The 24,963-nt window shown below is 67.0% G+C and carries 21 protein-coding genes; 11 read left to right on the plus strand and 10 right to left on the minus strand.

Annotated elements, in window-relative coordinates; translation table 11 throughout:
* Positions 1-5 precede the first annotated feature (5 nt).
* Positions 6-2,372, minus strand: a complete 2,367-nt coding sequence (locus tag ABD231_RS23410) for an immune inhibitor A domain-containing protein (protein WP_344155730.1) — start codon at positions 2,370-2,372, stop codon at positions 6-8.
* A 228-nt stretch (positions 2,373-2,600) separates the two neighbouring features.
* Here ABD231_RS23410 and macS point away from each other — a divergent pair, with 228 nt between their 5' ends.
* Together macS and ABD231_RS23420 are read left to right on the plus strand one after the other, a co-directional pair.
* Entirely contained in the window at positions 2,601-3,725 is a 1,125-nt protein-coding gene (gene macS / locus ABD231_RS23415; protein ID WP_344155733.1) for a MacS family sensor histidine kinase, read from the plus strand.
* A complete protein-coding gene (locus ABD231_RS23420; RefSeq protein ID WP_132406479.1) occupies positions 3,722-4,357 on the plus strand; it encodes a response regulator in 636 nt (211 codons plus the stop codon). The genes macS and ABD231_RS23420 overlap by 4 nt, the downstream gene beginning before the upstream one ends.
* Before the next feature lie 24 nt (positions 4,358-4,381).
* Here ABD231_RS23420 and ABD231_RS23425 read toward each other — a convergent pair whose 3' ends face one another.
* Positions 4,382-5,554 (minus strand): S8 family peptidase, encoded by a 1,173-nt coding sequence (locus ABD231_RS23425; protein ID WP_344155739.1) that lies wholly within the window; start codon positions 5,552-5,554, stop codon positions 4,382-4,384.
* A 261-nt stretch (positions 5,555-5,815) separates the two neighbouring features.
* Between ABD231_RS23425 and secD the strand changes: the two genes are divergently transcribed.
* From secD to ligD, 4 genes are all read left to right on the plus strand, one after another.
* Positions 5,816-8,119, plus strand: coding sequence for a protein translocase subunit SecD (secD, locus tag ABD231_RS23430; protein ID WP_344155742.1), 2,304 nt, complete (start codon positions 5,816-5,818; stop codon positions 8,117-8,119).
* A gap of 39 nt (positions 8,120-8,158) precedes the next feature.
* Complete coding sequence (locus tag ABD231_RS23435) at positions 8,159-8,953, plus strand: EamA family transporter (protein WP_344155745.1); 795 nt, start codon at positions 8,159-8,161, stop codon at positions 8,951-8,953.
* 441 nt (positions 8,954-9,394) lie between these two features.
* A complete protein-coding gene (locus ABD231_RS23440; RefSeq protein WP_344155748.1) occupies positions 9,395-11,392 on the plus strand; it encodes an ATP-dependent DNA helicase in 1,998 nt (665 codons plus the stop codon).
* On the plus strand, positions 11,389-12,363 hold the full coding sequence (gene ligD / locus ABD231_RS23445; protein ID WP_344155751.1) for a non-homologous end-joining DNA ligase: 975 nt from the start codon (positions 11,389-11,391) through the stop codon (positions 12,361-12,363). The genes ABD231_RS23440 and ligD overlap by 4 nt, the downstream gene beginning before the upstream one ends.
* Here the strand turns inward: ligD and ABD231_RS23450 are convergent.
* The 3 genes from ABD231_RS23450 to lexA all read right to left on the minus strand — a co-directional run bounded on the left by ABD231_RS23450 (position 12,352) and on the right by lexA (position 14,824).
* Complete coding sequence (locus ABD231_RS23450) at positions 12,352-13,305, minus strand: endo-beta-N-acetylglucosaminidase family protein (protein WP_344155754.1); 954 nt, start codon at positions 13,303-13,305, stop codon at positions 12,352-12,354. The genes ligD and ABD231_RS23450 overlap by 12 nt on opposite strands.
* 186 nt (positions 13,306-13,491) lie before the next feature.
* Positions 13,492-14,001, minus strand: a complete 510-nt coding sequence (locus tag ABD231_RS23455; protein ID WP_344155757.1) for a glutathione peroxidase — start codon at positions 13,999-14,001, stop codon at positions 13,492-13,494.
* 49 nt (positions 14,002-14,050) lie between these two features.
* Positions 14,051-14,824: a transcriptional repressor LexA gene (lexA, locus tag ABD231_RS23460; protein WP_344155760.1), complete on the minus strand. Its 774-nt coding sequence runs from the start codon at positions 14,822-14,824 to the stop codon at positions 14,051-14,053.
* A gap of 303 nt (positions 14,825-15,127) precedes the next feature.
* Here lexA and ABD231_RS23465 point away from each other — a divergent pair, with 303 nt between their 5' ends.
* The gene (locus ABD231_RS23465; protein ID WP_344155763.1) at positions 15,128-15,634 is read left to right on the plus strand and encodes a LysM peptidoglycan-binding domain-containing protein; all 507 of its coding nucleotides are present in this window, start codon (positions 15,128-15,130) and stop codon (positions 15,632-15,634) included.
* Here ABD231_RS23465 and ABD231_RS23470 read toward each other — a convergent pair.
* Positions 15,594-16,187 carry a GNAT family N-acetyltransferase gene (locus ABD231_RS23470; RefSeq protein WP_344155766.1) on the minus strand — a complete coding sequence of 198 codons (594 nt, stop codon included), beginning with the start codon at positions 16,185-16,187 and terminating at the stop codon, positions 15,594-15,596. The two genes, ABD231_RS23465 and ABD231_RS23470, sit on opposite strands and share 41 nt — an antisense overlap.
* Positions 16,188-16,267: 80 nt before the next feature.
* On the opposite strand from ABD231_RS23470, the gene ABD231_RS23475 reads away from it, so the two are divergent.
* The gene (locus tag ABD231_RS23475; RefSeq protein ID WP_344155769.1) at positions 16,268-16,927 is read left to right on the plus strand and encodes a TetR/AcrR family transcriptional regulator; all 660 of its coding nucleotides are present in this window, start codon (positions 16,268-16,270) and stop codon (positions 16,925-16,927) included.
* Here ABD231_RS23475 and ABD231_RS23480 read toward each other — a convergent pair.
* Positions 16,920-17,867: a nucleoside hydrolase gene (locus ABD231_RS23480; protein WP_344155772.1), complete on the minus strand. Its 948-nt coding sequence runs from the start codon at positions 17,865-17,867 to the stop codon at positions 16,920-16,922. The two genes, ABD231_RS23475 and ABD231_RS23480, sit on opposite strands and share 8 nt — an antisense overlap.
* Before the next feature lie 351 nt (positions 17,868-18,218).
* On the opposite strand from ABD231_RS23480, the gene nrdR reads away from it, so the two are divergent.
* Both nrdR and ABD231_RS23490 read left to right on the plus strand, forming a co-directional pair.
* Positions 18,219-18,713: a transcriptional regulator NrdR gene (gene nrdR / locus ABD231_RS23485; protein WP_132173398.1), complete on the plus strand. Its 495-nt coding sequence runs from the start codon at positions 18,219-18,221 to the stop codon at positions 18,711-18,713.
* A gap of 111 nt (positions 18,714-18,824) precedes the next feature.
* A complete protein-coding gene (locus tag ABD231_RS23490) occupies positions 18,825-21,728 on the plus strand; it encodes a vitamin B12-dependent ribonucleotide reductase (protein ID WP_344155777.1) in 2,904 nt (967 codons plus the stop codon).
* A gap of 62 nt (positions 21,729-21,790) precedes the next feature.
* Here the strand turns inward: ABD231_RS23490 and ABD231_RS23495 are convergent, their stop codons facing one another.
* From ABD231_RS23495 to ABD231_RS23505, 3 genes are all read right to left on the minus strand, one after another.
* Positions 21,791-22,213 carry a hypothetical protein gene (locus ABD231_RS23495; RefSeq protein WP_344155779.1) on the minus strand — a complete coding sequence of 141 codons (423 nt, stop codon included), beginning with the start codon at positions 22,211-22,213 and terminating at the stop codon, positions 21,791-21,793.
* A gap of 70 nt (positions 22,214-22,283) precedes the next feature.
* Entirely contained in the window at positions 22,284-23,159 is an 876-nt protein-coding gene (locus tag ABD231_RS23500) for a hypothetical protein (protein WP_344155783.1), read from the minus strand.
* Positions 23,160-23,279: 120 nt separating this feature from the next.
* Entirely contained in the window at positions 23,280-24,104 is an 825-nt protein-coding gene (locus ABD231_RS23505; protein ID WP_344155786.1) for an aldo/keto reductase, read from the minus strand.
* Positions 24,105-24,303: 199 nt separating this feature from the next.
* On the opposite strand from ABD231_RS23505, the gene ABD231_RS23510 reads away from it, so the two are divergent.
* A complete protein-coding gene (locus ABD231_RS23510; protein WP_344155788.1) occupies positions 24,304-24,933 on the plus strand; it encodes a hypothetical protein in 630 nt (209 codons plus the stop codon).
* Positions 24,934-24,963 lie beyond the last annotated feature (30 nt).

Below are 24,963 nucleotides of genomic sequence, written 5' to 3' on the forward strand. Positions count from 1 at the left end.
GGGCGTTACTTCCGCTTGGAGACCTGGACCTTGATGCTCGTGCCGTTGCGCGAGAGCACCTTGATGTTGACGCCGTTGTTCGGCACCTTGACGCCGGCCATCGGCTGCTCGGCGAACCAGAACGGCTTGGAGTCGTTGAAGGTCGAGACTCCGGCCTGGCCGCGGATGTAGCTGGCGTTGCCGTTGAGGTGCAGCGAGAAGGAGTCGGCCTTCTCGAGCCCGAACGGAGCGTCGTACCCGCCGACCCGCGGCCGCCAGAGCTGGCCGTCGAGGCGGTTGATCGGGACCGGGTGGCTGTCGATCGGCAGCACCAGACCCTGACCGGGGTGCTCGTTGGTGTTGTTGTCCTCCTGCGAGGTGTCCCAGTACCAGAGCAGCAGACCGTCCTGGTACGGGAAGTGCTCGACCTTGTCCGGCGCCGTGTTGGCGAAGCCGAAGTTGTACGGGCCGGTCTTCAGGTGCGCGTCGTAGTTGACGTAGTTGATGTGCGACGCGAGGTAGTAGTTGTCGTGCTGGGTCGTGTACGACGCTCCGACCGTGCTGAAGCCGTTGAGCGTCCAGCCGTCCGGCGTGGTCTCGGCACCGGAGCTGAGGACCGTGGTGTCGCCGGAGGTCACCTTGATCTCGTCGGCGAAGAAGCCCTTGCCGCCAGCCGCCGGGTCCGTGGTGTAGCGGAACTGCAGGCCGACCGTCTTCCCGGCGTACGCCGAGAGGTCGAAGGTGGCCGGGACCCAGCCGGTGCTGGTGCCGTCGATGCCGTTGCCCTCGGCCGCCTTGGTGATGGAGCCGGCGATCGGCTTGTAGCCGGTACCGTCGTTCACCTCGACGTAGGCGTAGTCACACGGGTCCGGACCGCAGTCCTCGATGTCCCAGTTGGCCTGGAAGGTGAGGCTCGCGGCGCCGGCCGGCAGGGTGACCTGACGGTTCATGGTGTGCGTGAACTGGTTGCCCTGCCCACTCCACCAGGACTTCGTGCCGGCGGCCGGGGTGACCAGTTCGTGCGTCACCGACTTCTTCGGCAGCGTCACGACCAGGCCCTGGGCCTTCTTGGTGTTGTACTCGTGCGGTCCGAGCTCGAGCGTCCGGTTCTGGCCGGCGGCGACGATCTCGTAGTCCAGCCAGCCCAGCTGCAGCTTGTCCCAGGCGCCGAAGTCGGCCGCCTGCTCGCCGATGCCGCCGTCGGTGGCCTTGGAGACCCGGCTCTGCGCCATGATCGTCCACCAGTTGACGCTGTTCTCGATCGCCGGGCCGGAGGTGTCGTAGTGGTCCGGCAGGCCGAGGTCGTGGCCGAACTCGTGCGCGAAGACGCTGATCCCGCCGTTCTCCGGCTGGATCGTGTAGTCGGAGACCCACAGGCCGGTGTCACCGATCTGCGAGCCGCCCTTCGGGTTGTTCGCCGGGCCGCCCGGGTACTGCACCGACCAGCGGTGCGACCAGACGGCGTCCTCACCCTGCCACGGGTCACCGTCGGCCTGGTCGCCGCCGGCGTGCACGATCTGGAAGTGGTCGATGTAGCCGTCGGGCTCGTTGAAGTTGCCGTCACCGTCGAAGTCGTAGCGGTCCCAGACGTCGAACGACTTCAGATCGGCCTGGATCTGCGCGGTGGTGCGGCCCTTGGCCTTCTGGTCGGCGACCCACTGGTTGACCGAGTCCGCGATCAGCGCCCACACGTTGTTGCAGTTGTTGGCGGCACACGGCTTGCCGTTGGACCGGCCGTACCGGGCCTCGTTGTACTTGACCTTCACCCAGTCGGTGACGGTGCCGTCGACGGTGTAGCGGCCGGACGACTGCTTCTCGTAGTACTTCTTGACCGAGTTGCCCTTGCCGAAGTACAGGTCCTGGAAGTACTTCTGGCTGTAGTCGGACTGCCAGACGGTGCTGTTGTCCACCGCGCGGTCCGGCTCCGGGATCGCGTTGTGCAGCGGCCCGTCCCAGGTCACCGGGCCGGGGAAGTTCGGCGAGGTGTCCACGTCGGGGTAGCTCGGGTGCCGCTCGTTGCCGAACTCGGCGAGTACGACGAAGATCTTGTCGCTCTTCTCGCGGCTCAGCTCGACGTACTGGTCGACCTTGCCGGACTTGTTCTTGATCCCCTTCGCGGCGGCGGCCTTGGTGCCCAGCTTCACGACCTGGCTGCCGTTCCGCAGCTCCGGCTTCGCCGTGCCGTTCAGCACCTTGGTGAGTGCCTCCTGGCGCAGGTCGCGACGCTTCTCCTCGAGCGGGTTCGGCATCTCGTCCGGTGCGGGTGCGGTCTCACTGGCGATCGGTCCCGAACTCTGGGTGGACGGCGTGACGGCGTTACCGGCCGCGGCCCATCCGATCCCGGCCGTTGCCGCCAAGGCCAGGCTGAACAGCCCAGCGGGTAGCTTGCGCACGATTCCCCTCCATGCATTGTGGACTCCGCCGCGCATGGTGACGCGGCGTGTTCGTAGCTCCCCCGAGCGTGTTCTGCGCGAGAGTACGGGGCAACCAGGGGACTCCGGAAGCAGATGGCGGAAAATACGGGAAAGGCGCGGGGAAACCTGCACCATGAGTGGTATTACTCAACCGGCCGAGTACGACGCCTCGGTCGCAGCGGGCCGGAGTGTTGACAGACTGTGGCGGTGGAGCGCGATCCGGTAGACCTCTTGCAGCCGCTGTGGCGTGCGCTGGTCGTGTTCCGGGTGATCACCTTCGGATTCGCCTGTCTGGGCGTCTGGACCCGGTGGGAGGGCATCGCCCGGCCGTCCGGCGCTGTACTGCAGCTGGTCATCATGGCGGTTTGGACGCTCATCTCCTCGTTCGGCTACAGCAGGCGCTGGGGACGGCGGAACACCCGGCTTGCCTTCGCAGACCTGGTCGTCACTGCGGGTTGTATGTACGCCACGCTGTTGGCCCAGCCGCTGATCGACATCAGGGGCGGTGCGTCGGTGCTGACCTCGGTGTGGGCGGCCGGGCCGGTCCTGGCACTCGCGATCTCGCGTGGTCGCGATGGTGGCCTGCTGGGCGCCGCCACCATCAGTCTGGCGTTGCTGTCGCTACGGGGTGTCGACAACGCGGCAAAGGTGCTCAGCAACGTGCAGCTGCTGCTGGTCGCCGGATTGGTCGTCGGGTACGCCGCCTCCACCATGAGGCGCGCAGGCGACCGGCTACGGGAGGCCATCGCCACGGAGAGCGCGACCGCCGAGCGGCTGCGGCTCAGCCGGTCTATTCACGACGGTGTCCTGCAAGTCCTGGCTCAGGTGCAGCGCCGCGGTCACGCCATCGGTGGCGAGGCCGTCGAGCTGGCACGGATGGCCGCCGAACAAGAGGTTGCCCTGCGCACCTTGATGGCCGCCCGCCCGGTGACGGCGGACGGAGATCAGACCGACGTGTGCAGCCAGTTGTTGCCGTTGGCCACCACCAGGACCGACGTGGTGGTGCCGGCCGGACCTGTCCTGCTGCCGGCCGCCGCAGCCGACGAACTGGTTGCCGCGGTCAAAGAGGCGCTCAGCAACGTGGACAAGCATGCCGGTGACGACGCCCGCACCTGGGTGGTGGTCGAGGACCTCGACGACGCCGTACTGGTGTCGATCCGCGACGATGGGATCGGTACGACGCCGGCCCAGCTGGAACAGGCCCGGGTCGACGGCCACCTCGGAGTGAGCCAGTCCATCCGCGGCCGCATCACTGATCTTGGCGGCACCGCCACCGTCCGTACCGCACCAGGCGAGGGAACCGAGTGGGAGCTGAAGGTAGACCGACCATGACCAGAGTGATGATCGTCGACGACCACCCGATGTGGCGTGAAGGCGTGGCGCGTGACCTCGGGAGTCGCGGGTACGACGTCTGTGCGACCGCGCAGGACGTTGCGAGTGCCGTGAAGATCGCGCTGGCGACTCGGCCGGATGTCGTGGTGATGGACCTGCAACTGGGCGACGGTTCCGGGGTCGATGCGACGCGAGAGATCACCGCGGCGCTCCCCGACACCCGGGTGCTCGTCTTGTCGGCCAGCGCGGAACAGGACGACGTACTGGCTGCGGTGAAGAACGGTGCGTCGGGCTATCTGGTGAAGTCGGCATCGCTGGACGAGTTCGACGACGCAGTACGGCGTACTGCTGAGGGGGACGCGGTTTTCAGCGCCGGTCTGGCCGGACTGTTGCTGGGGGAGTACCGGCGGTTGGGGGCTGGTCCCGAAGTACCGCAGCTGACTGAGCGGGAGACCGAAGTACTCCGGCTGGTCGCACGCGGGCTGACTGCCCGCCAGATCGCGACTCGTCTGGTGCTCTCGCATCGCACTGTGGAGAACCACGTGCAGAACACGTTGCGGAAGCTGCAGCTGCACAACCGCGCCGAGCTGGTCCGCTATGCGATCGAACACGGGATCGACGCCCCCGAATAGTTCCGGGGGCGTCGTCCGCCGGGGTTACAGGCCGTTCGTGAAGAGCAGGCGGTTGACCGTTCCGCCGGTCGTGCCACCGGTGACCTTGTTCGGGGTCGCGTTGGTCTCGATGTACGTCTTCACGGCGGCCGGGGTGGCCGACGGGCTGGTCTGCAGGTAGAGCGCCGCGACACCCGCGACGTGCGGCGTCGCCATCGAGGTCCCGCTCATCGAGCCGCTGCCACCGGTGCGCAGCGTAGAGATGATCGCCGAACCCGGCGCGTACACGTCGACGCACGCACCAGTGCTCGAGTACGACGCCCGCGCGTCGTTCCGCTCCGACGCCGCGACGACCAGTGCGGTCTCGATCTTGCGGGGCAGGCGGTCACAGGAGTTGCCACCGGTGTTGCCTGCCGAGGCGGCCAGGAAGACACCGGAGTTGATCATGGCGCGCAGCGAGTTCTCCAGCGTGGTGTTCGCGCTGAAGTTCCACGAGGCGTTGGCCACGGCGGGCTTGACCGCGTTCCGGGTCACCCAGTCCACGGCCGCGATCGCGGAGGACGCCGTACCGGAGCCGTTGCAGTCCAGCCACTTCACACCGTGCAGCCGGGCGGTCTTCGCCACGCCGTACGTCGTGGATCCGATCGTGCCGGCGACATGCGTGCCGTGACCCATACAGTCGGTGTTGTTGGAGTCGATGCCGTTGAAGTCGAAGGTGGCGCGGCCGCCGAAGTCCGCGTGCCCGGGGGTGATCCCGGTGTCGATGATGTAGGCGTGCACGCCCTGGCCGGTCCGCGTGTAGGTGTAGGAGTTCGACAGCGGCAGGTTGCGCTGGTCGATCCGGTCGATACCCCATGAGGGCGGGTTGTTCTGGGTGGCGTCGAGGGCGTTCTCGATCCGCACGTCCTGCGAGATCGCGACGACGTCGGGGTTCTTCTGCAGGGCGCCCAGCTGGGCGGGGGTGAGCTTCGCGCTGAAGCCGTTGACGGCGGTACTGAACTGGCGCTGCGGCGTGATGCCCAGGCCGCTCTTCAGCTTCATGCCCTTCTTCAGCTCGACGATGTAGGTGTCCTTGATGGCCGAGACACCGGGCTCGGCCTTGGCCTGCTGGACGATGATCCGGTCCGGGCCGGATGCGGCACCGGAGGTGGCGGCGGTGGCGAGGGCGAGGGCCGGGGCCAGGCCCACGGCGAGAATCAGCGAGACGGTACGACGCACGGTTCCTCCTCAGGGAACTCATCACCCACCGGGGCGGAGGGGTGATCACCGTCGGTCCGCAGTCGACTACGGACCGGGGTGGGGCAGAAGTTAGGCCGTACTCACCTGACAGGTCAATCAATTCAGGGGTGCGCTGATGCCATGGCACTGCGCTGCCGCGCTCGGGCGTTTGATTCACCTCCGTACACTGTGCGCCACGCCAACCATGGCTGCTCTCTGTCACGACACCCGTACTGCGGGTGCCCATCTCCGGAGGCTGTAGTGAACCGGTCGTCCATCGTTCGCGCGTTGCTCGCGTTCGTCGTGCTGGCTCTGTCGACGTTCGTCGTCCTGACCGCGAAGCCCGAGCTCGGCCTCGATCTGCGGGGCGGTACGCAGATCGTGCTGGAGGCCAAGGACACGCCGGAGATGAAGGTCACCAAGGACGTCACCGACAACGTGACCCAGGTGCTGCACCGGCGCGTTGACGCCCTCGGCCTGGCCGAGCCGAACGTCACCCGCCAGGGCGAGAACCGGATCATCGTCGAGCTGCCCGGTGTCCAGGACCCGCGCGAAGCCGCGAAGGTGGTCGGCAAGACCGCTCAGCTGACCTTCCACGAGGTGCTGAACCAGGTCGCCGAGAAGCCGGCCGTGCCCGCCAAGGGTGAGATCTGGCTGCCCTCGGACACCGGATCCGGGGTGCTGCAGCTCGCGAAGCCGGCGATGACCGGTCAGCTGGTGAGTGGCGCCGACGGGATGATCGACCCGCAACAGCCGGGCCAGGGCTGGTTCGTCCAGATGAAGTTCAAGGGCGACGGCGGCAAGATCTGGGCCAACATCACCGGCAAGGCGGCCTGTGAGCCGGTGAACACGCCCAAGCGGATGATCGCGATCGTCCTCGACAACGAGGTGATCAGCGCCCCGCAGGTCGACCCGGACGGCGGCAACCAGCTCTGCGGCACGGGGATCCCCGGTGGCACCAGCACGATCAGTGGCCGCTTCACCGAGGCCGAGGCCAAGGACCTGGCGGCGCTGATCGAGGGCGGCTCGCTGCCGGTGCCGGTCGAGATCATCGACCAGCGTTCGGTGGGCCCGTCGCTGGGCAAGGACGCCATCCAGGCAAGCGCCGAGGCTGCGATCATCGGCCTCGGCCTTACCGCGATCTTCATCATCTTCGTGTACCGGCTGGTCGGCCTGATGGCCGTCCTCGGCCTGATCGGGTACGCCGGTATGTCGTACGCCGCCCTGACCGTGCTCGGGGCCACGTTGACGCTGCCCGGCCTGGCCGGTTTCGTGCTCGCCATCGGGATGGCGGTCGATGCGAACGTCCTGGTCTTCGAGAGAGCCCGGGAAGACCACATTGCCGGGCGGACCGACGGCCTGCGCCGTTCGCTGCGCAGCGGTTTCCAGAACGCGTTGTCTGCCATCGCGGATTCCAACATCACCACCCTGCTCGCGGCCGGTCTGCTGTTCTTCCTGGCGGCCGGACCGGTGCGCGGCTTCGGCGTCACGCTGAGCATCGGTGTGCTTGCGTCGCTCTTGTCCGCGCTGGTGGTCACCCGCGTGCTGGCCGAGTTCTTCGTGTCGCGGAAGTTCGTCCTGCGGCGTCCCGGCCTCAGTGGAATCGACGGCCACGGGCGCGTGCGGACCTGGCTGGAGGCCCGTCGGCCGGCCCTGATGAATCACAGTCGCCGGTGGTTGCTGATCAGCACGATCGTGATCGCGGTCGGAGTCGCCGGCGTCGTCGTACGGGGTCTCAATCTCGGGATCGAGTTCACTGGCGGGCGGTTGCTGGAGGTCAGCACAGCGCAGCCGATCACGCCGGACCAGGCGCGGGCCGCGGTGGGCGAGGCCGGTTATCCGACCGCGATCGTGCAGGCGACCGACAACGAGAACATCACCGTGCGGACCGGGACGATCTCGGACGACGAGGCGGAGAAGGTCCGTGAGTCGATCGCGCAGATCGGCGGTGGCACTGCCGAGCTGGTGCGCAACGAGAGCATCGGTCCGTCGCTCGGTGAGGAGCTGCGCAACAAAGGTCTGATCGCGCTCGGGATCGCCTTGCTTGCCCAGCTGGCCTATCTGGCCGCTCGCTTCCGGTGGACCTTCGGTGCGGGCGCTGTACTCGCCCTGATCCAGAACGTGGCGGTCGTGGTCGGCGTCTTCGCCTGGACAGGCAAACCGGTCGACGGCATCTTCCTGGCCGCGATCCTGACCATCATCGGCTACACGGTGAACGACTCGGTCGTCGTCTTCGACCGGATCCGCGAGACCCGTAGTGCCCGGGCCACCGAGAACCTCGGCCCGGTCATCGACACGGCGATCGTCAACGTGCTGCCGCGAACGGTCAACACCGGTATCTCGACGTTGTTCATCCTGTCCGCGCTGCTGGTCCTCGGCGGCGACTCACTGGGTGACTTCTCGCTGGCGCTGCTGCTCGGAATCCTGGTCGGCACCTACTCGTCGAACCTGACCGCCGCGCCGCTGCTCCTCGAGCTCGAACGCCGCTACCCGGCCCCGCCGCCGCGCCCGAAGCGCGCCCAGGTCGACCGGGATGCTGCTCCAGATCGGGGAGCCGTCGTCTAGGTAGACAGTGTCTACGGCGGTCGTGTAGACATTGTCTACATGACCGCCCTCGCGCTGCTGACCGCCTCCGCGTGCTGCCATGCCACGTGGAACCTGCTGATGAAGACCGTCAGCCCTAAGGGATCCGCCTTCATCTGGCTCTGCGGCCTGCTCACTCTCCCGGTCTCCGTCGTCCTGCTCCTGCGCTCCGACGACCTCGCCGTGACGTGGTGGCCGGCCCTGATCAGCATGGCCCTGCACACTCTGTACGCCGTCACTCTGCAGAAGGCGTACGGCGCCGCCGACTTCGCCACCGTCTATCCGATCAGCCGAGGCTCTGCGCCCGTCCTGGTCGCGCTAGCTACGGTCTCCGGCTGGCGGGTGTACGCCGGAGCTCTGATCGTTCTGGCTGGCGTTCTCGTCATGGACCGTCTGCATCGTGGCCGGACGCTGGCTCGCGGTATCGCACTCGGTCTACTGGTCGCAGCCTGCACGGCGGCGTACACGCTCTGGGACGCCTATGCGATCGGCACCTTGCATGCGGATCTGCTTGCCTACCTGGCCGTCAGCAATGTCGCCCAGGTCGTGGTCCTCTCGGTGCTTTCTCGCGACCGCCGAGCAGCCCTGGGGGAGTGGCGGCGAGCGATCCCGGTCGCCATCCTCGTCCCGGCCAGCTACGGCCTGTCACTCCTCGCGCTCTCCTACGCCTCCGTCAGCACGGTCGCGGTCGGTCGCACCATGAACGTCGTCATCGGCGCGCTCCTCGGCTTCCTCGTCCTCCACGAGCGCGCCACCCGCACCCGGCTGGCCGGACTCGCCGCGGTCGTCGCAGGCGTCGTACTGGTCAGCATCTGAGGAGTTATCCGCAGGGGGCGATGTCGAACCGCCTTGGGGCGGACCGGGGCATGTAGTCGGGCGTGGTTCCTCCCCGAACTGCTGCGCTGACCCTCCCCGAACCGGTTTGGGGAGAGTGGAGTTGCGTCCAGCAGCTGGCTCGGTCGACGCCGCCCGAACGGCCTTGACTGACCACCTCGTGGGTTGACCCATCAGCTTGTGGGTTCTGTACCCGCATGCGGTGGGGGAACCCACAAGCTCGTGGGGGAACCCATGGCCGGTTGGTGAAGGCTCGCCAGTGCGGCCTCGCCGGGGCTGGCCGATCCGTGGCAGGTCAGCGCCCCGAACCGACGGTCAAATGACCTCGACCACACCTCCACCCATTCATGCTGCGAGCGGAAGCGCCGGTTATCCACAGGCGCCGTTCGCTGAGCGGAATCTGTCGGCGCGGCGGGCTAGGGTGTGGCGGTGGGTGTAGACGTACGCGAATTGCTTGAAGCCGCTGTCTCTGGGATCGCTGGGCAGACCAGACCTGGACAGGTGGAGATGGCCGAGGCCGTCAACACCTCCATGCATGACGGCTCGCACCTACTCGTCCAAGCCGGCACCGGCACCGGGAAGTCGCTGGGCTACCTCGTTCCGGCGCTGCTACACGCGATCGAGGACCGCCGGGTGGTCGTCTCCACCGCGACTCTCGCACTGCAGTCGCAGCTCGTGGACCGCGATGTCCCGGCGCTGCTCGACGCGACTGAGAAGCTTCTGCCGCGCAGGCCGTCGTACGCGATTCAGAAGGGCCGCAACAACTACGCCTGCCTGCACCGGATCCGCGAGGGTGCGCCGGACGAGGACGGCATGCTGATCGACGTACCGCCGCCGGGGCAGATCGGGCAGCAGGTGCTGGAACTGCGGGACTGGGCCGAGCAGCAGTTGCTCGACGGCGAAGCCGGCGACCGCGACCATGCGCCCTCACATCAGTACCAGGCCTGGCAGCAGGTGGCGATCGCGGCGCGGGAGTGCCTCGGCGCGCAGAAGTGCCCGTACGGCGACGAGTGTTTCGCGGAGAAGGCGAAGGAGCAGGCCCGCAAGGCGGACATCGTCATCACGAATCACGCGCTCCTGTCCATCGATGCCTTCGAGAACCGCACTGTTCTGCCCGAGCACGACGTGATCATCGTCGACGAGGCCCACGAGCTCCCGGCGCGCGTCACCGGTGCCGCCGGCGACGAGCTTTCGCCGCAGATGGTCGAGCGAGCCGCCAAGCGGTCGCGACGCTTCGTGGACGACGACAAGGCCGACGATCTGATCGACGCCTCGGACGCACTGCGCGCAGCGCTCGATGGCACTCGCGAAGGTCGGATCGAGCCGTCCAACACGCCTGTCCTGGAGGCGGCCGGGCTGGTCCGCGACGCAGCTCGCTCGATGTACTCGGATCTGAACAAGAAGTCCGACGACAAGGACGACGACCCCGACGGCGCGAAGCGGCAGGCCAAGGGCGCGGTGAAGGAGATCTTCGACGTCGCCGAGCGGGTCGCCGCGCTGAACGATCTGGACGTCGTCTGGATGGCCGACCGCGAGCGCTTCGGCCGCGAGCTGCGGATCGCGCCGCTCACCGTCGCGGGTCTGCTCCGCGAGCTCGTCCTGAAGGACCGCACCGCGGTGCTCACCTCGGCCACTCTCTCGCTCGGCGGCGACTTCGACTCGATCGCGCGCCAGGTCGGCCTGCGGCCGGCCGACAAGCTCACGGACGACGACGAGATGCCCGAGCTCGATGACAGCAACGAGACCGGTCCACTGCCCTGGCGCGGCCTCGACGTCGGATCCCCGTTCGAGTACGAGAAGCAGGGCATTCTGTACGTCGCCAAGCACCTGCCGCCGCCGCATCGCGACGGACTCGGGCAGAAGCAGTTCGACGAGATCATCGACCTGATCACCGCTGCCGGTGGTCGCACGCTCGGCCTCTTCTCATCGCGCCGGGCGGCCGAGGCCGCGACCGCCGCCGTCCGCGAGGCGACCGACCTGACCATCCTCTGCCAGGGCGATGCGCAACTGGGCGAGTTGGCGAAGGAGTTCGTCGACAACCCCGAGACATCTCTGTTCGGGACGCTGTCGCTGTGGCAAGGCATCGACGTACCGGGCTCGACCTGCAACCTGGTCATCATCGACCGCGTCCCGTTCCCGCGTCCCGACGAGCCGCTGATGGCGGCCCGGCAGCGCGCAGTGGACGAGGCCGGGGGCAACGGTTTCATGGCCGTCGCCGCCACCCACGCAGCGCTGTTGCTTGCCCAGGGCACCGGTCGGCTGATCCGCCGCAGCACCGACCGCGGCGTGGTCGCGATCCTCGACCCCAGGATCGTCACCCAGCGGTACGGCGGCTTCCTGCGCGCCTCCTTGCCTCCGATGTGGCCGACGGCGGATCGTGAGAAGGTGCTTGGCGCCTTGAAGAGACTCCAGACGGTATGAGCCCGTCGGGCGGTCCGCCGGTGCTGCCGATGATGGCGGCGCTGGGGGAGATGCCGTCCGGACCCGACTGGTCGTACGAGCTCAAGTGGGACGGCATTCGCGTCGTCGTCGAGGTCGACGACGGTGTCTGCCGGTTGTGGTCGCGCAACAGCCGTGACGTGTCCGGCGGGTACCCCGAGCTAATCGGTCTGGCCGAATCGCCCGGTCTGCGACTGCCCGCCGTACTGGATGGGGAGATCGTCACGCTGGACGAGCACGGTGCGCCGTCGTTCGGCCTGCTGCAACGGCGGATGCATGTGCGGGATCCCCGGCATCTGCGTCATCTGATCACCGAGGTACCGGTCTCGGTGCGGTTGTTCGACGTGCTCCGGTTCGACGGCAAGTGGTTGCTTGAGGCAACGTACGACGATCGGCGCGGACTGCTCGAGTCACTCGAACTCGGGGATCCGTTCTACGAGACGCCGGCTGCCCTGGCCGATGGTGATGAAGCGCTCGGTATCGCGGTCTCGACAGGGCTCGAAGGAGTGGTGGCGAAACGCCGTCGTTCCCGTTACCTGCCTGGCCGGCGGAGCTCCGACTGGATCAAGGTGAAGCCGGTGCAGACCCGCGATGTCATCCTCTGCGGGTGGCATCCGGGGGAGGGGAACCGCGACGGCAAGATCGGTTCCTTCTACATCGCCGCGTACGCCGAACCTGGCGGCGAACTGCTCCTGATCGGCAAAGTCGGCTCGGGCCTCGACTTCGCGACGCTCGACCTGCTCGGCGCGGAGTTGGCCGGCCTGGAGATCGACAGGCCGGCCTTCAACCCGGCGACCATTCCCGGGCCCGACCAGCGCCGAGCGCACTGGCTGGACCCGGTGCTGGTTGCCGAGATCACCTTCTCCGGCTGGGCCGCCGACGGACGCCTCCGGCATCCGGTCTGGCGCGGCCTACGCCTCGACATCGACCCCAGCAGCGTCCTAGTGGACTGACTTGGCCAACGCGTCGAGCCGCTTCATCCAGCTGTAGTCGGTGGTCGAGATGGTGTCATCACCAGGCTGTTTGCCATCCCGGTCGATCGCGTAGGCGAACACGCCACCCTTATCACCGCCGGTCGGCTGCCACTTCGCGTACGACGCGGCCCGGCTGGTCTCGAAGGGGTCGAGAGTGTCGCCCCAGTGCGCACCGCGCTCCTCGTAGAACGAGACACCGGGCAGGAACTGGCACGACGAGATCCGGCTCGAGAACGTCTGCCAGGTGGACTGCAGCGTCGATGCGCCACGGCCGTAGGCCTGCAGCATCACGTAGTTGTAGAGCGACGAGGTCCGGGTGAAGACCGGGTGGCTGCCGGTCAGGTTCGTGTCGTAGATGAAGAGTTTGCCGGAGGCCGACTTCGGGCCGATCCGCTTGCCGAGTGCGCTGATGATGCCGGCCGCGCGGGTCAACGCCGTACCGCTCGGGGTGCTCTCGACGTCGATGTCGATTCCGTCGACACCCCAGTTGACGATGTACTCGTCGTACAACTGCTGGGCGTAGGCGTCGTATGCGGCAGTGTTGTCGGCGACCGGAGCCTTGGCGAAGTCGTCGATCCACAAGGTGAAGACGGCCTTCGTGCCCTGGGCGTGCAGGGCGGGCAGATAGGTGTCGCGCAACGCCACCCAGAAGTCCGGATCCTCGGCAGGTTTGGTCGCGAAGACCGAGACGATGTCGATCTCCGGTGGGACCTCGCTCAACCGCTGCACGTTCGGCGCGCGGTCCTCGGGTTTCGTGGTCGCGACATCGCGCCATTGCCGGTAGTAGCCGTAGGTGATGGGCGTGCCGCAGTTCTGCGCGCCGGTGGCGGCTGTGATGGCACCGGCGGGGGTGATCGACGTCGTCATCGCTACAGCACCGACGGCGACAGCGACGCAGGCTTTCGTGATGGCTGCTCTCATGGGCAGCCAAGATGTCGAACTATACCGGTTTAGTCAACGGGTGAGGGAATCGCCGAGGCGTGAGAAAACTGCCCGGTATACGGACGGATTCGCCGGGCATTGCGACGCCGGCTGTTCAGGTGTTGCAGCTCAGGGCCGCGAAGTAGTTGCGCTCGGCATCAATCGCCGAGCGGACGCCGTGCTGGGTCAGTCGTTCGCTTCCCGGGAAGCGGCCGGTATCGCCAGCGCCGCCTCGATCTTGTCGGCCAGCTTCTCCGGCGTATTGGTCGGCGCGTAGCGCGCGATCACCCCGCCGTCGCGGCCGATCAGGAACTTGGTGAAGTTCCACTTGACCCGGCCGCCGAGCAGGCCGCCCTGCTCGCGTTTCAGCCAGTTGTACAAGGGAATCGTCCGCGATCCGTTCACGTCGATCTTGGCGAACATCGGGAACGTCACGTGGTAGATCGTCGAACAGAAGTTCGCGATCTCGTTCTCGTCACCGGGCTCCTGGTGGTTGAACTGGTCGCAGGGAAAACCCAGCACCGAGAAGCCCTGCCGACGGTAGGTCTTGTAGAGCTTCTGCAATCCCGCGTACTGCGGGGTCTGGGAGCACTGCGACGCCGTGTTCACCACCAGGAGCACCTGGTCGCGGAAATCGGCAAGAGACTGTTCATTGCCTTCGATCCGGCGCGCGCTGAAGTCGTAGACAGTCGTCATGAGAACAATGCTGACACGAGCCGCCCGACTTCGCTTGCCGTCTGAGATGTCAGACTCGCCGCAGAACTGTTACGACCTTTCCGAGGATCACCGCGTCCTTGCCGTCGATCGGTTCGAACGCCGGGTTGTGCGGCAGCAGCCAGATCTCGGACTTGGTCTTCTTGAACGTCTTCACGGTCGCCTCGCCGTCGATCATGGCAGCGACGATGTCACCGTTCTCCGCGGTCTGCTCCTGCCGGACGACCACCCAGTCGCCGTCGCAGATGGCGATGTCGATCATCGACTCACCCTTGACCTTCAGCATGAACAGCGTGCCCTCGCCGACCATTGCCTTGGGCAACGGGAACACCTCTTCGACCTGCTGGTCGGCGAGGATCGGGTTACCGGCGGCGATCTGCCCGACCACGGGCACGTAGACCGCGTCCGGATGCGCGTCGCCGGCCCCGGTCTCGTCGTACGCCGTCTGGCGCACCGAGCCGAGCGCACTGCGCCGGGCGGCGGCGTCGACCTCGCCGGGGTAGCGGACCTCGATGGCCCGCGGCCGGTTCGGGTCGCGGCGCAGCAGGCCCTTCTGCTCGAGCACCCGCAGCTGGTGCGACACCGACGACGAACTGGTCAGCCCGACCCGCTCGCCGATCTCTCGCATCGAGGGCGGGTACCCGCGGCTGTCCACCGAATCCTTGATCACGTCCAGCACCCGGCGCTGCCGCGGCGTCAGCCCGGTCGCGTCGGCCGGCCCGTCGGGCAGCTCGCTCACGGTCCGGTCCGCGGTGTCCGCGGCGCGGTCCTCGTTCTTGCTGGAACCGCTCGGCGTCCTGGGCATCGGTGATCCGCTCCTCTGGTCCTGGTCAGGTTCGACTGAGACGACCGTAGACCGAATTCTGAGATTCTTCAAACATCTGTTCGAAGGCGTGTCGGTTCGCACGTTTGTTCGTGTGTCGGGTTATAGGGCGGGAATTCTGCTGGCGTGTCGCTGTTGGAAGTAGTTGCGCCGACCGGGTGGATGGGTTAATCATTCGTACAGACGTTCGATCGAACAGGTGTTCGGCTGGCCGCATCCGCAGAAACTGTCGGAGGCGGCCGGTAGACAAGGAAGCACAGCGAACAACGTGGTCTGGAGGATCTGATGAGCACAGCGGAACTCGCAGCGGATGCGCTGGCCGGCCGGCTTGCGCCCGAGGTTGCGCCCGCTCCCCAGGGGGTTCCGCGACGCCGCCGGATCCCCGGCAGCGCCACCGAGCCACTCCCGGTCCGTGCCTGCAGCGGCGAGGTCCTCGGCCGTCAGGTGGTCGTCAGGCACCAGGAGCGGCGGCCGCACGAGCTCGAGGCCCCCTCCCTGCGGCTGACCCGGCGCGGCCGGATGCTGGTCTCGTTCGTGTCGGTGCTGGTCTTCGGTTCCGCCATCGCGGTGCTCGGCCTGCGGATCGCCGGCGTCCTCGACTCAGGCCCCGACTTCAGCAGCACGGTCCCGGTCCAGGTCGCGCCCGGTCAAAGCCTCTGGTCGATCGCCCAGGAGACGAATCCCGATCAGGACCCGACGCTCGTCATCGAGAAGATCGCCGAGCTGAATCAACTCTCCGGCCCGGCCGACCTCACTCCTGGCCAGACGCTGCAGATCCCGATCGCCCGCTGAGCCATTCATCCTTGAGCAGGGCATAGACAAACTCGTTGCCCCACTCACCCTTGAACCACAAGGCCTGCAGATGATGTGCCTCTCGGCGCATCCCGAGCCGCTCGAGTAGCTGCGCCGACGCAGTATTGCGATCATCCAGTACGGCGACGATCCGATGCAGCCCGAGATCCTCGAACCCGAGCCGCAGCATCTCCCGCGCCGCCTCCGAGGCATACCCCTTGCCGTGATACCCGGCATGCAGGGCATAACCGATCTCCCCCTGCCGATCCGCCTCGCTCGCCCACTTCAGCAGCACCTCGCCGATCACAGTCCCGGTCTCCCGCAACTCGATCGCGAGCACCAGCCACTGACCTTCCTCGGTCAGCCGGTCCTGCGCGAGCTTCTTCTCCAGCGCCTCGCGCGTCTGCTCCCGATCCCGCACCGGCCACGGCACGTATCGCACGATGTCCGGATTCGAGTGAAACGCCAGCAGATCGTCGAGATCGTCCCGCCGATGCGCGCGCAGGTCCAACCGCTCGGTCCGCAGTGGATAAGCCGGATGCAATCCAGTCACGACGCCGCCCTCACGAGTAGTCTGTCTAACACCGTTAGACACTAACTCCGGCCCCATAGATCCCACAACGAGGTTTCCCCGTGCCCGAAGACCCGCCTCCGGGCCCCGAGCGCCCGGCTCGCATCCCGGACCACACGGCGCCACCCGCGACAACGCGGCGGGCCCCCTCCTCTCACGCGGCCGCCGGGATCACGGTCGCGGCCATCGCCGACGCTGCACTCGCCGTCATCCGTGCGGTCGGCGTCGACGGGCTGACCATGCGTGGAGTGGCTGAGCGGCTGGGCGTGCGAGCTCCCACGCTCTACCACCACGTGCGAAACAAGGCCGACCTCCTCGACCTGGTAGCCCGCAACGCCTTCGACGAGTTCGCCGCGGACGAAACGGCGTACGAAGATCTCCGAACCATCGACGAATGGATCGCCCTCACCAGAACCGGCTCACTCGAATTCCGCGCCTTCTACGCCGACCATCCCGGCCTGGCCGCGCTCATGCAGGCAAAAGCAACCCCGGACCGCGATCAAGGCGCCGGCTCCCGAGCCCTCTTGGTCCGCGCACAAATCGAGTCGCTCGTACGCCTCGGTGTCCCCGAACCCCAAGCCCGCCACTTCTTCGAGGTCACCGCCCGCTGGGGTCTAGCAGCCGTGGTGGCCGAATCGACAATCACCACGGAACTGTTCACCGACGGCCTGGACATCTTCCTCGCCGGCCTCAGATCCCGCCTACTCGAGCTGACTACCTAACCGCGCTCAACCACAATTCGGCGTACCGCGAACCATCCACAGCCGTCGCGACGTCCACCACAGTCGGCGAAACGCCGTACGGATCGCTGGTCAGATCGCTCGACCCCCGACTGTCGACAATCGTCCGCCCGCGCGACCAACTCCCCGCCAACTCCACCCGCACGGGCAGCCGTCGCGTAGTGAGCCCCTCCGGATCGATGACCGCACACACCGCGCCGCCATCACCGATGCTCGCGCCCGCAGCGCCGTACAACTCGCTGCGCCGCTCGATCAGCTTCCGCGCCAGATCAGCCGACGCGGACCCACCCAACCCCGACGCCTGCTCAAGCGTCACAACCACGTCGTAGAAGACATCCAGCCCATACATCGTCACCGGTACGCCGAGCTCACCCGCGGCCGCGAGCACAATCGCAGCAGCCTCCGGATCAGTCCAGATGTTGAACTCGGCCGAAGCAGTCGCATTACCGATCCCGGCAGCACCACCCATGAACACGATCTCCCGCAACCCAGCCGCGGCCTCAGGGTAGGTCCGGAGCAGCAACGCGATATTCGTCATCGGCGCCAGCGGAATCAGCGTCACCGGGTCGTTCTTGGCAGCCGCATCCAGCAAAACCGAACGCAGCAGCTCAATCGCCGGCGTAGGACTCGGCGAGCGCGTCGACCGCGGCCAGTCGAGATCACCCAGCCCATCGACCCCGTGCACATGCGGAGCAGCCCGCATCGGCTGCAGCAACGGCAGCGCCGCACCACGCCCGACCGGTACGTCGGTCCGCCCGGCCGCCTCCAGCACGGTCAGCGTGTTGATCACGACGTCGTCGAGCCCGACATTCCCGCCGACGCAGGTGACGGCCCGCAGGTCGAGTCCCGGATGGCGGGCGGCGAGCAGCAGCGCGCAAGCATCGTCCAGCCCGGTGTCGACGTCCAGGATCACCGGTTTCATGCCCCCCATCTTCACCCATCGGCCAAGCCGCGCGGACGCCGGGGGAGGGCCGCAGTGTCCTCCCGCGGAGGGCCCATTTGGTGGCGCCACGCGGGACTACACGGGGCCGCACGAGTGTTGAAACCAAGGACGGGTCAGACCGATTCAGAAGCGACGCGCGCGAGATCCGGCCGTTCTTGCAAACTGTCGGAGCAGCGATCTAGGATCCCTAGATGTAGTGGTTACACGGGTGTAATTTTCCACAGGTAGTGGTTGGTTACTCACAGGCCATACACAGGTTGTCCCCAGATCCATCCACAGATGCAGTCCACAGCCCGCCCGAGCGGCGGCCTACGGGAGGAGTGATCAGCCGTGCACTGTCCGTATTGCCGGCACACCGATTCCCGTGTGGTCGACAGCAGGGTGGCCGAGGACGGCGGAGCGATCCGTCGCCGCCGCCAGTGCCCGGTCTGCGAGAAGCGGTTCACCACCGTCGAGCAGATGCAGCTGACCGTCGTGAAGCGCTCCGGCGCGACCGAGCCGTTCAGCCGGGAGAAGGTCGTCAACGGTGTGAGCAAGGCCTGCAAGGGCCGGCCCGTCGGCGTGGATGCGCTGTCCCGGCTGGGGCAGAAGGTCGAGGACGCGCTGAAGGCGAGCGGTTCGCCGGAGGTTCCCGCGCACGAGGTGGGTCTTGCCATCCTCGGGCCGCTGCGGGAGCTGGACGAGGTCGCTTACCTGCGGTTCGCCAGTGTGTACCGGCAGTTCGAGTCGGCGGACGATTTCGAGACCGAGATCGCCCTGCTGCGCGCGGAGAAGGAGCCCGAGGGCACCGAGCCGCCGCCGCTGAGGCCGACCCAGCAGACATAAATCGGGGATTCGCGACACCAGTAACACAACGTGCGGTACGGCGTTGGCAGTACCAACGGGGCGGTCCCGGGCAGACCGCGGCAGGGCGATCATAAATTGCGAGGAGCAACCATGACAGAGACGGTGACCGGCCACTCGGGGTCGACCAAGCGGTCGGCGGCCGGGTTCCGTGGGCGGAAGAACGCCCCCGCGGGACTCACCATCGAGCGGATTTTCACCACCGAGGGCGTACACCCGTACGACGAGGTGACGTGGGAGCGCCGCGACGTCGTACAGCAGAACTGGAAGACCGGTGAGACCGTCTTCGAGCAGCGCGGGGTGGAGTTCCCCGACTACTGGAGCGTGAACGCGTCCACCATCGTCACCACCAAGTACTTCCGCGGCGCGGTCGGTCACGACAACCGCGAGTGGAGCCTGCGCCAGCTGCTGGACCGGGTCGTCAAGACCTACCGCAAGGCCGGCGAGGACTACGGCTACTTCACCACGCCGGCCGACGCCGAGATCTTCGAGCACGAGCTCACCTGGATGCTCCTGCACCAGTACTTCAGCTTCAACTCGCCGGTCTGGTTCAACGTCGGGACGACGTCGCCTCAGCAGGTCTCGGCCTGTTTCATCCTGGCCGTCGACGACTCGATGGACTCGATCCTGAACTGGTACAAGGAAGAGGGGCTGATCTTCAAGGGCGGCTCCGGCGCCGGCCTGAACCTGTCCCGGATCCGTTCCTCCAAGGAGCTGCTGCAGTCCTCCGGCGGCACCGCCTCCGGCCCGGTCTCCTTCATGCGCGGTGCGGACGCGAGCGCCGGGACGATCAAGTCCGGTGGCGCCACCCGCCGCGCGGCCAAGATGGTCGTGCTGGACGTCGACCACCCCGACATCGAGGAGTTCGTCGAGACCAAGATGCGCGAGGAGGACAAGATCCGCGTCCTTCGCGACGCCGGGTTCGACATGGACCTCGGCGGCCGCGACATCACCTCGGTCCAGTACCAGAACGCGAACAACTCCGTCCGGGTCACCGACGAGTTCATGCGCGCGGTCGAGGACAAGGGCGAGTTCGGGCTGCGGGCGCGGCTGGACAACTCGATCATCGAGAAGGTCGACGCACGCGAGCTGTTCGACAAGATCAGCCACGCCGCCTGGGCCTGCGCCGACCCGGGTCTGCAGTACGACGACACCATCAACGACTGGCACACCACCCCGGAGACGGGCCGGATCACCGCGTCCAACCCGTGCTCGGAGTACATGCACCTGGACAACTCGTCCTGCAACCTGGCGTCGCTGAACCTGATGAAGTTCCTCCGCGACGACGACCTGTTCGACTCGGAGAAGTTCGTCAAGGCCGTCGAGCTGATCATCACCGCGATGGACATCTCGATCTGCTTCGCCGACTTCCCGACCGAGCCGATCGGTGAGACCACCCGGGCCTACCGGCAGCTGGGTATCGGTTACGCGAACCTCGGTGCGCTGCTGATGGCCACGGGGCACGCCTACGACTCCGACGGTGGTCGCGCACTGGCGGGCGCTATCACCTCGCTGATGACCGGTACGTCGTACCGGCGGTCGGCGGAGCTGGCCGGCGTCGTCGGCGCGTACGACGGCTTCGAGCGGAACAAGGAAGCGCACACCCGGGTGATGCGCAAGCACGCCGCGGCCAACGACGCGATCCGGACCATCCACCCGATCGACAAGGACGTCCACACCCACGCCACCGCGGCCTGGGACGGCGTACTGAAGATCGGCGCGAAGAACGGCTGGCGCAACGCGCAGGCCTCGGTGCTGGCCCCGACCGGGACCATCGGTTTCATGATGGACTGCGACACGACCGGTATCGAGCCGGACTTCTCGCTGGTCAAGTTCAAGAAGCTGGTCGGCGGCGGCTCGATGCAGATCGTCAACCAGACGGTCCCGCGGGCGCTGCGGCAGTACAGCTACACCGAGGAGACGATCGAGGCGATCGTCGAGTACATCTCGGAGAACGGTCACGTCGTGGACGCGCCCGGCCTGAAGCCGGAGCACTACGAGATCTTCGACACCGCGATGGGTGAGCGCGCCATCAAGCCGATGGGCCACGTGCGGATGATGGCGGCGGCCCAGCCGTTCCTGTCCGGCGCGATCTCGAAGACGGTGAACCTGCCGGAGACCGCGACGGTCGAGGAGATCGCCGACGTCTACTTCCAGGGCTGGAAGCTCGGCCTGAAGGCGCTGGCCGTCTACCGCGACAACTGCAAGGTCGGTCAGCCGCTGGCCGACGCCAAGGCGAAGAAGGCCGCCGAGTCCGACGACGCGGTCGCGGCCCAGGCGGCCGTCGCGGAGAAGATCGTCGAGAAGGTCATCGAGTACCGGCCGACCCGCAAGCGTCTGCCGAAGTCGCGGCCGTCGCGGACCACGTCGTTCGCGGTCGGTGGCGCCGAGGGCTACATGACGGCGGGTTCCTACCCCGACGACGGCCTCGGCGAGGTCTTCCTCAAGATGGGCAAGCAGGGCTCGACCCTGGCCGGCGTGATGGACGCCTTCTCGATCGCGATCTCGATCGCCCTCCAGCACGGCGTACCGCTGGAGACCTACGTGCAGAAGTTCACCAACCTGAAGTTCGAGCCGGCCGGTCTGACCGACGACCCGGACGTCCGGATGGCGCAGTCGATCATGGACTACATCTTTCGTCGGCTTGCTCTGGATTACCTGCCCTTCGACGAGCGCGCGGCCCTCGGCATCTACTCCGCCGAAGAGCGTTCCCGTCAGCTCGACACCGGCTCCTACGAACCGGCCCCCGTCGAGATCTCCGAAGCCGAGTCACTGAAGTCGGTCGAGCCGATCGCCGAGGTCACCGAGAAGCCCACCGAGGCTGCCGCGGCCAAGCCGGTCGACACCTCCGAGGTCCGCACCACCGCCGAGATGTTCGAACTCATCACCGGTACCTCGGTCGACGCGCCGCTCTGCTTCACCTGCGGCACCAAGATGCGCCCCAGCGGTTCCTGCTACGTCTGCGAAGGCTGCGGCAGCACCTCCGGCTGCAGCTGACAGGCTGAACGCACTACGGCCCCCGGGAACTTCCCACTTCCCCCGGGGGCCGCGGTGCGTCCTCAGGTCGTGAAGGATCCGGTCACCACCGAGTAGGACTCGACCCCGTTGCGCGAGGACCACAGGCGGATCCGGACGAGAGTGCCGTCGGTCACCGAGAAGTTGCAGAACGAAAAGCCCTGGTAGTCGGCCACCGTGGTGTCGTCGAAGCACTCGTGCGCGTCGTACCAGAAGCCGACCTGGCTCTGATACAGCTGGATGGCAGCCCGCGCGCTGTAGCCGTCAGCCTGGTCGTCATGGACACCCAGCCACTCACCATCGGTGCAGTAGACGGCAGCACTGAGCCGAGAGTTGAGCAGCTCCTTCGTCGGGTTGTGATAGCAGTTCGCCGGCGTATTCGCGTACGCCGGCGCAACGGTCAGCAACGTGGTGGTCAGCAATCCGGCGGCAAGCCCGGCTGCGACGCGTCTGACGGAAAAGGACATTGGGGCGGCTCCCAGTCGTCGTGATCGGAACGCAGATCATAGGCCGAAAACTGGGAGCGCTTCCAGCCGCTTACTGCACGTAGGTGAAATGCGGGTGCTCGTACGACGTCGGGCAGCTGTAGACCTGCAGGTTGTAGCCGCGACCGACGACCACCATCGGCGGGTTGGATGGGCGCCGGAGGCCGACGGGCCCGGTCTGGTCGCGGTCCTCCAGCGGGATCCAACTGCTGCCCCGATCCCACTCGCCTGAGCTGATGGTCAGCAACGGTTGGTACGCCGAGCCGCAACTGGCGCAGTCCATCGGAACCGGGTCGGTGAAGCTCCAAGGCCCCCAGCCACCGACCTTCCAGCCCGGAGCGATGCTGTGCTCGCTGTAGTCGCTGGCGGGCCCCTGCTCCTCGCTCCAGCTCCTCAGGCGCTCAGAGAGCTCCTCGGGCAGCTCAAGGGGTGCTGGGTACTCCGTGACGACCTCAGGGTGAACCACACAAGGCTCGGGCACATAGTCGTCCTGGACGTCGAGTGGGACCGGCGGGTCGGCGAGTACCGCACCTGTGTCGGAGGCGTTCCGCCAGACCAGCTGAACCGCGGGCGCATAGTCGTCATGGTCGAGCGGACACCACAGCACCTGAAGGACGTCCGCCCCGTCGGGACCGGTCAGTCCCGGGACATCGCGAAGGTAGAGCTGCGCGATGGGAAGCAGTGCGTTCGGTTCGCTGTGCTGAGGATGGCCCGCCCTCAGCTCATGCAGGTACGAACGTTGCTCCGGCGTGAGGAGGTCCTCCTTCGGCGCGCGGGGCCGCAGCCACGCGGCTTCGAGCAGGTCGCGGCCTCGGCGCACACCATCCATGGACACCGGCTCGTCGTAGAGCTCATGCTCGGCAGCGCAGGTGGGCCAGTCCTCGTCGGCGGGCCAAAGCAGTGGCCCGCCGACGGAGCTGTCGTGCACGGTGGGTTGTCCAGCGCGAGGATGTAACCGCACCGCAGATCGTGCCAATGGAGCTAGCTCAGGGAACACCGCGGCGATGTCCACCGGGCGCGGGGGTGTCGTCCTCGTCATAGGCAGACCCTAGTGACCGAAGCGGTCCGAATCTGCTGCAGTCTTGGCCGTCCCGTCGAGGGCGGTCAGGGCCGCGAGCTGTACAGGGGAGAGGTCGAAGTCGAAGACCGCCAGGTTCTCCGCGAGCCGGCCGCGGTCGGCAGACTTCGGGATCGGTACGACGTCCTGTTGTGTCTCCCACCGCAGAACCACCTGACCGGGCGTCCGGCCGTGTTCCTTCGCGATCTCCTGCAGGATGGGGTTGTCGAGCAGGTCGGTGCCCTTGCCCAGCGGGCTCCAGGCCTCGGTCACGATCCCGTGCTTGGCGTGGAACTCGCGCTCGGCCGGCTTCGCCCACACCGGGCTCAGCTGGACCTGGTTGACCTCTGGGGCGACCCCGGTCTCGTCGATCAGTCGCTGAAGATGGGTCGGCTTGAAGTTCGACGTACCGATGGCTTTGACCAGGCCGGCATCACGCAATGCGATCAGCCCCTGCCACGCGTCGACGTACTGATCCTGGTCCGGATTCGGCCAGTGGATCAGCAGCAGATCGAGGTAGTCGACGCCAAGTTTCTCCGCACTCGCCTCGAACGCAGTCCGCACACCGTCGACGCTGTGCCAGCGCTTGTTGAACTTCGACGTCACGAACAACTCGTCGCGTGGTGCCTGTCGCAGTGCCCGCCCGACGCCGGTTTCGTTGCGGTAGTTCTCGGCCGTGTCGATCAGCCGGTAGCCGACCTCGAGCGCGTGATTCACCGCCCGTTCGGCCTCCGCGTCGTTCATCGGCGACGTACCCAGCCCGATCCGCGGCATCGCAGTTCCGTTACTCAACGTGACCGTCGGGATCTGGTTCATCGTTCTCCTCCTCGGCAGCGACTGTCCGGCCACGGTACGCCGTTCACCGTCCGCACCCACCCCGGGATCCGGCCCTCAGCCGACCGTACGCCGTACGGCCCGGCCCTTGTCTCAGCACCCGTATCTGGGGCGCGAATTGTCGGAAGCGTGGTCCATGATGGAGGCCGGGCGGGATCGAAACGCGTTGGAGGGTGGGCGAATGCGCAATCGGCTGATCACTCTGGTGGACCTCGGACTCGACAGTTCCTTCGACGCCTCGATGACGTTCGTCCAGGGCATCACCGGCAATATCAACGCCGGCTGGGACGAGCCCGTCATCGACGTGAACTTCGTCCGCACCCGCGACCACGAGACCGCCTTCTCCGCCCTCACCACCCCCTCCACCGTCCTGCATGTGATGGCACACGGTGACCACAGCGAAGAGCCCTCCTTCCTCTCCACCGACGGCCGCACCCAGGTCTCCCTGCGTTCCCTGGCCGACTGGTTCCTCGACCGCCAGTGGGGCATCTCCAGCGGCGTAGTCATCGCCGACGGCTGCAAAACCGGCATCGGCAAATGGCAACGCGCCATCCGCGACTGCCTCCAGGACGACATCACCTACATCGGCACCAGCACCGTCGTCGGCTGGTACGAAGCCACCGTCTTCTGCTCCGCCTTCTACGGCGCCCTGGTCCGCAACCGAGGCCTAGGCCGCACCCCCGCCGAACAAGGCTGGGACGCCGCCACCCGAGCCATCAGCGCCTACGAAACCCTCACCGACGCCCGCTGCCCCTACAAACCAGTCCTCCTCACCCCCTCCCGCCGAGCCCTCCGCTCCCTCACCGGCTGACCGACACGCAGAGCAAGCGTCGCCACCCGC

This window comes from Kribbella yunnanensis (assembly GCF_039529655.1).
Lineage (GTDB): Bacteria > Actinomycetota > Actinomycetes > Propionibacteriales > Kribbellaceae > Kribbella > Kribbella yunnanensis.

Coding starts and splice junctions, on each gene's coding strand:
- ABD231_RS23420 (WP_132406479.1), top strand. CDS start 3,722: ATGACCAGAGTGATGATCGTCGACGACCACCCGATGTGGCGTGAAGGC.
- ABD231_RS23435 (WP_344155745.1), top strand. CDS start 8,159: ATGACCGCCCTCGCGCTGCTGACCGCCTCCGCGTGCTGCCATGCCACG.
- ligD (WP_344155751.1), top strand. CDS start 11,389: ATGAGCCCGTCGGGCGGTCCGCCGGTGCTGCCGATGATGGCGGCGCTG.
- ABD231_RS23450 (WP_344155754.1), bottom strand. CDS start 13,305: ATGAGAGCAGCCATCACGAAAGCCTGCGTCGCTGTCGCCGTCGGTGCT.
- ABD231_RS23455 (WP_344155757.1), bottom strand. CDS start 14,001: ATGACGACTGTCTACGACTTCAGCGCGCGCCGGATCGAAGGCAATGAA.
- lexA (WP_344155760.1), bottom strand. CDS start 14,824: ATGCCCAGGACGCCGAGCGGTTCCAGCAAGAACGAGGACCGCGCCGCG.
- ABD231_RS23465 (WP_344155763.1), top strand. CDS start 15,128: ATGAGCACAGCGGAACTCGCAGCGGATGCGCTGGCCGGCCGGCTTGCG.
- ABD231_RS23480 (WP_344155772.1), bottom strand. CDS start 17,867: ATGAAACCGGTGATCCTGGACGTCGACACCGGGCTGGACGATGCTTGC.
- ABD231_RS23490 (WP_344155777.1), top strand. CDS start 18,825: ATGACAGAGACGGTGACCGGCCACTCGGGGTCGACCAAGCGGTCGGCG.
- ABD231_RS23495 (WP_344155779.1), bottom strand. CDS start 22,213: ATGTCCTTTTCCGTCAGACGCGTCGCAGCCGGGCTTGCCGCCGGATTG.
- ABD231_RS23505 (WP_344155786.1), bottom strand. CDS start 24,104: ATGAACCAGATCCCGACGGTCACGTTGAGTAACGGAACTGCGATGCCG.
- ABD231_RS23510 (WP_344155788.1), top strand. CDS start 24,304: ATGCGCAATCGGCTGATCACTCTGGTGGACCTCGGACTCGACAGTTCC.